The organism is Streptomyces durbertensis (assembly GCF_014156695.1).
In the GTDB taxonomy this organism is placed as follows: Bacteria; Actinomycetota; Actinomycetes; order Streptomycetales; family Streptomycetaceae; genus Streptomyces; species Streptomyces durbertensis.
In genome coordinates, this window is record NZ_WMLF01000350.1 from 1 (window position 1) to 5808 (window position 5808).

The window sequence follows — 5808 nt, forward strand, 5'->3', positions numbered from 1 at the left end:
GTGCGGTGGTCTGCCGGCGGGGATGCCGGTAGTCGACGCGGCCGGTGTCGCCCTGAGTAGGCGCCTGTCGGGGGTCTCCGCCAGCCGGGGAGCCGGATCCGCCGGCGGCCGCGCCCGTCGGCGCCGGGCCCGCCGGGGCGGCGCCCGTCGGCTCGGTGTCCCGGTCGGGGTCGGGGACGCCGGCCGGGCCGTGCCCGGCCGCGCCGCGGCCCGCGCCGCGCCCCGGGGGTGCGGCGAGCGAGCGGGCCATGCCGCCGGCGACGGCCTCGTGGATGCGCTCGGCCAGCTGCTCGGACTCCCCCAGCCCCTGGTCGGCGAGGAGCGCGGCCAGTCCGTCCGCGTAGCCCTGGCCCACCGCACGCACCTTCCAGGTGCCCTGCCGCCGGTACAGCTCCACGGCGATGACGGCGGACTCGCTGCCCAGGCCGACGATGGTGTAGCTGGCGATCTCCGTGCCGTCCAGGCCGGTGACGGCGATGAACGGCGCGGCGAGCGAGCCGAAGGAGAGCGGCCCGCCCACCCCCTGCGGCAGCGCGAGCAGCACCCGGGCCTGCTCCACGCCGGCGGGCAGCGCCTGCAGGTCGACGGCGAGCCGGTGGAAGGCGGCGGCCTGCCGTGAGCACTCCAGGCCGGGCAGGTTCGGGGCGCCCGGGTGGGCCACCAGGGCGGCATCCGTCGTGCGGCCCGTGGCGTCGACGAGCACCGCCCCGGCCAGTACCGGGTCGCCGGCCGAGATCCGTATCTCCAGTCGGCTCTCCGGCAGGGCGTGGTTCTGCCCCCGCACCAGCTCGGCCGTCATCGTCGCGCCCCTTCGTCGCCTGCCGTCGTCACCACTGGGTGCCGCGTGCTCGTCTCGCGTCTGACTGTGTCGTTCAGGGTCTCCCCGGGGCTCCCCGGGTCGTTCCGGTTCGTGCGCCCGGGCCCCGGGGTCGTGCGCCCGGGATGCCGGTCCGCCCGGCGGGCGGGCGGAACAGCTGTGGCCCGGCGGGCTGCGCCGGGCCACACGTTGCTCGCGCCTGTTACAGGTGCGGCAGGATCGCCGGCATCAGGTCCTGGAAGGTGCGGCCGTTGGCCGGCTCACCGATGGCCTGCATCGACCAGCCGTTGCCCTGCCGCTGCACCTTCGCCATGATCTGCGCCGTGTACTGGCCGCCGCCGGCGAGCGTGTAGCGGGCCAGCTCCTGGCCGTTGGTCTCGTCGACCAGGCGGCAGAAGGCGTTCTCCACCTCGGCGAAGGTCTGGCCGGTGAACGAGTTCACCGTGAAGATGATCTGGTCGATGTGCACCGGCACCCGCTGGAGGTCGACGAGGATGGCCTCGTCGTCCCCGCCCTGGCCGGCGCCGCCCACCAGGTTGTCGCCGGTGTGCGTCACGGAGCCGTCGTCGCTGGTGAGGTGGCGGAAGAACACCACGTCGACCGGCTGCTTGTCCGCGAAGAGCACCGCCGACGCGTCGAGGTCGATCTCCTTGGTGCGCTTCCCGAACAGCCCGCGACGGGCGGCGGCCTGCCAGCCGAGACCCATGCGCACGGCGGTCAGGGTGCCGCCGCCGGACTTCTCAAGACTGATCGCCTGTCCCTTGGACAAGTTGACCGACACGCCTGTTCCCCTCTCGACATACCCACGCCGCCGTCTCCCGACGGCTTCTGAGAACCCTACGCACTGCGTCTGACATACCCCACCGGGTCCCCCGGTTTTGTGGCGTTCTTGCAACATGGCCGCCGCCCGCGCGCCTGGCGCACGCGGGCGCGCGGACAGCGCTCAAGAGATACCCGCCTCCCGCATCTGCCGCAGCTCCTTCTTGAGTTCGCCGACCTCGTCACGCAGCCGGGCGGCGACCTCGAACCGGAGGTCCGCGGCCGCGGCGCGCATCCGTTCGGTCATCTCCTCGATGAGGGCGGCCAGTTCCTCCGCGGGCTTGTCGGTGGCGACGATCGCCCCGTCGGCCTTCGCGGCGCGGCCGGCCCCGCGGCCGCCGCCCTTCGCCCCGGCGACGGCGTCGGCGGCGATCCGGGCGGCCCTGCTGTCGCGGCCGAGGTCGGGCACCGGCGCCTTGGTCCGCCGCGTGTCCTCCCGCTCCTGCCGGTAGCCGGTGCCGAGCAGTTGCTCGGTGTCCAGCTCCTCGCGGGCGATGCGCTCGACGATGTCACCGATGCGCTTGCGCAGCGGCTGGGGGTCGATGCCCCGCTCCTTGTTGTAGGCGATCTGCTTGGCGCGTCTGCGGTTGGTCTCGTCGATCGCCTTCGCCATGGCCGGGGTGACCTTGTCGGCGTACATGTGGACCTGGCCGGAGACGTTGCGCGCGGCCCGGCCGATCGTCTGGATGAGGGACGTGCCCGACCGGAGGAAGCCCTCCTTGTCGGCGTCCAGGATCGCCACCAGCGAGACCTCGGGGAGGTCCAGGCCCTCCCGCAGCAGGTTGATGCCCACCAGGACGTCGTACTCGCCGGCGCGCAGCTCGCGCAGCAGCTCGACCCTGCGCAGGGTGTCCACGTCGCTGTGCAGGTAGCGCACCTGGATGCCCAGCTCCAGGAAGTAGTCCGTCAGGTCCTCGGCCATCTTCTTGGTGAGCGTGGTGACCAGGACCCGTTCGTCGCGCTCGGTGCGCAGCCTGATCTCGTGGACCAGGTCGTCGATCTGACCCTCCGTCGGCTTGACCACGACCTCCGGGTCCACCAGGCCCGTGGGGCGGATGATCTGCTCGACGAAGCCGTCCGAACGGGACATCTCGTAGTTCCCCGGGGTCGCCGAGAGGTAGACCGTCTGGCCGACCCGCTCCAGGAACTCCTCCCACTTCAGCGGCCGGTTGTCCATCGCGGAGGGCAGCCGGAAGCCGTGCTCGACCAGGGTGCGCTTACGGGAGGCGTCACCCTCGTACATCGCGCCGATCTGCGGCACCGTGACGTGCGACTCGTCGATGACCAGCATGAAGTCGTCGGGGAAGTAGTCGAGCAGCGTGTGCGGCGGCGAGCCCGCCTCGCGGCCGTCGATGTGCAGCGAGTAGTTCTCGATCCCCGAGCAGCTGCCGATCTGCTGCATCATCTCCAGGTCGTACGTCGTCCGCATCCGCAGCCGCTGGGCCTCCAGCAGCTTGTTCTGGCGCTCCAGCTCCGCCAGCCGCTCCTGGAGCTCCCGCTCGATGCCGGCGACGGCGTGCCGCATCCGCTCCTCGCCCGCGACGTAGTGCGAGGCGGGGAAGATGTAGACCTCCTGGTCGTCGGAGACGATTTCGCCGGTGAGCGGGTGGAGCGTGGACAGCGCCTCGATCTCGTCGCCGAACATCTCGATCCGCACGGCCAGTTCCTCGTAGACCGGGATGACCTCGATCGTGTCGCCGCGCACCCGGAACGTGCCCCGGGTGAAGGAGGCGTCGTTACGGGAGTACTGGATCTCCACCAGTCGGCGCAGCAGCGCGTCCCGGTCGATCTCCTGACCCACCTTCAGGGGGACCATCCGGTCGACGTACTCCTGCGGCGTTCCGAGACCGTAGATGCACGAGACGGAGGCCACGACGACCACGTCCCGCCTCGTGAGCAGGGAGTTCGTCGCACTGTGGCGCAGCCGCTCGACCTCCTCGTTGATCGAGGAGTCCTTCTCGATGTACGTGTCGGATTGCGGTACGTACGCCTCCGGCTGGTAATAGTCGTAGTAAGAGACGAAATATTCGACAGCGTTGTTCGGGAGGAGTTCGCGGAACTCGTTGGCGAGCTGGGCCGCCAGCGTCTTGTTGGGCGCCATCACCAGCGTCGGGCGCTGCAACTTCTCGATCATCCACGCCGTGGTGGCCGATTTGCCGGTGCCCGTGGCACCGAGCAGTACGACGTCCTTCTCCCCTGCCTCGACGCGTCTGGCCAGCTCGGCGATGGCCGTCGGCTGGTCGCCGCTGGGCTGGTAGGGGCTGACTACCTCGAAAGGCGCCACCTTGCGTGTGATCTCGGATACGGGCCGCATGCCATCCACCGTACGGCCCACCACCGACAAAGTTCAGCGCACGGCCATCGGACACCCACCTGCCGCCCATCCACGCGTCGGGTGCGGCGGTGATATTCGTATCGGCCCCATCACGCACCAGCAGACGTGAGGAGATCTTGTGCCCCTTCGCCCCGCAACCGTTCTGACCGCCGCGTTCCTGGGTGTTATGGCTCTGGTCCTCACCATCGGTCCGGCCCAGCCGCTCCAGCAGGTGACCGCCGAGCCGTCCGCCCCGCCGACCCGGCCGACGACGGAGGAGGACGCCGCCCGGCCGGCCGAGCGGGCCACCGGGACGGTGGCCGAGCGGGCGTCCGCCGTCCCGCTGCCGACCAACGCGGCGCCGGACGAGCGGCTGCCCCGCGGCGCGGTCGGCGTGGGGGTGGTCGCCCACCGGGGCGCCTCCGCGTACGCGCCGGAGAACACCCTGGCCGCCGCCGACAAGGCCGACGAGCTGGGCATCGACTGGGTGGAGAACGACGTTCAGCGCACCCGCGACGGGGAACTCGTGGTGATGCACGACGAGACGCTGGCCAGGACGACCGACGTCGAGGAGGTGTTCCCCGACCGGGCGCCGTGGAAGGTGTCCGACTTCACCGCGGAGGAGATCGCCCAGCTCGACGCGGGCAGCTGGTTCTCGCCGGAGTACGCCGGGGAGAAGGTGCCGACCTTCTCCGAGTTCCTGGCGCGGATGACGGAGAACGGCCAGAAGCTGCTGCTGGAGCTGAAGAAGCCGGAGCTGTACCCGGGCATCGAGCGGGATGTGCTCAGGGAGCTGCGCAACCAGGGGTGGCTGAACTACAGCAAGCGCCGCGACCTGGTGGTCCAGAGCTTCAACGCGGACTCGGTCCGCACCGTGCACCAGCAGGCCCCTCGGGTCAGGACCGGCTTCCTCGGCACGCCGCCCGTCTCCCGGCTGCGTGACTACGCCCGCTTCAGCGACCAGATCAATCCCCGCCACACCACCGTGACCAGGGAGTACGTGGACGCCGTGCACCGGCTGCGCGGCCCGCAGGGCCAACGCCTCGAGGTGTTCACCTGGACGGTCGACGACGCGGCCACCGCGAGGCGACTTGTCGACATGGGCGTGGACGGGATCATCTCCAACCGCCCGGACGTGATCAGGGACGCCGTCGGCGGCCGTGCCGGAGACTGACACACCTCGGAAGAACCGGGACGTCCCACGGACGCGCCGCTCGCCTGGGCCGACGGGCCCGTGCGGGCGGCGTTGTCGGTGCCGGGGGCTGTTGTCGGTGCCGGGGGCTACGGTCGTCACATGACCGGGAACACGCCTACCGGGGACCCACCCGCCCGGGACACGTCCGCACCCGCGCGGGAGGACGTCTCCTGGACCGTCCGGGAGTACCCCGTCGGTCCGCTGCTGCTCGCCGCCTCGGGCGGCGGGCTGGTGACCGTCGCCTTCCACGCCCGCGGGCGAGTGGTCGAGCGTGCGCTGGACCGGCTCGCCGACCGGTTCGCCGCCGTACCGGTCAAGGCGCCGGAGCAGCCGGTGCTCGCCGCGGCCACCCGCCAGCTCGACGAGTACTTCGCGGGCTCCCTGCGCTCCTTCGACCTCCCACTGGACTGGGCGCTCGTCTCCGCCTTCCACGCCCGGGTGCTGCGGACCCTGACCGCGACCGTCCCCTTCGGCGCCGTCGTGGAGTACGGCGAGCTGGCCCGCCGGGTGGGAGAGCCCGGCGCCGCTCGCGCGGTGGGCGTGGCGATGGGCGCCAACCCGCTGCCGGTGGTCGTCCCCTGCCACCGGGTGGTGGCCAGCGGCGGCGGCATAGGCGGCTTCAGCGGCGGGCTGGAGACAAAACGCGCGCTGCTCGCCCTGGAG

At 71.6% G+C, this 5808-nt stretch carries 5 protein-coding genes; 2 read left to right on the forward strand and 3 right to left on the reverse strand.

What is annotated here, in order from left to right; all coding sequences use genetic code 11:
• The 3 genes from GL263_RS19970 to uvrB all read right to left on the reverse strand — a co-directional run.
• Positions 1 to 799: TerD family protein (locus GL263_RS19970; RefSeq protein WP_182857109.1), on the reverse strand; the 799-nt coding region annotated here is incomplete at its 3' end.
• A gap of 220 nt (positions 800 to 1019) precedes the next feature.
• Positions 1020 to 1598, reverse strand: coding sequence for a TerD family protein (locus GL263_RS19975; protein ID WP_182857110.1), 579 nt, complete (start codon positions 1596 to 1598; stop codon positions 1020 to 1022).
• 162 nt (positions 1599 to 1760) lie between these two features.
• The gene (uvrB, locus tag GL263_RS19980; protein WP_182857111.1) at positions 1761 to 3950 is read right to left on the reverse strand and encodes an excinuclease ABC subunit UvrB; all 2190 of its coding nucleotides are present in this window, start codon (positions 3948 to 3950) and stop codon (positions 1761 to 1763) included.
• 187 nt (positions 3951 to 4137) lie between these two features.
• On the opposite strand from uvrB, the gene GL263_RS19985 reads away from it, so the two are divergent.
• Both GL263_RS19985 and GL263_RS19990 read left to right on the forward strand, forming a co-directional pair.
• The gene (locus GL263_RS19985; protein ID WP_182857112.1) at positions 4138 to 5124 is read left to right on the forward strand and encodes a glycerophosphodiester phosphodiesterase; all 987 of its coding nucleotides are present in this window, start codon (positions 4138 to 4140) and stop codon (positions 5122 to 5124) included.
• A gap of 120 nt (positions 5125 to 5244) precedes the next feature.
• On the forward strand, positions 5245 to 5808 hold a 564-nt coding region (locus tag GL263_RS19990), incomplete at its 3' end, for a methylated-DNA--[protein]-cysteine S-methyltransferase (protein WP_182857113.1).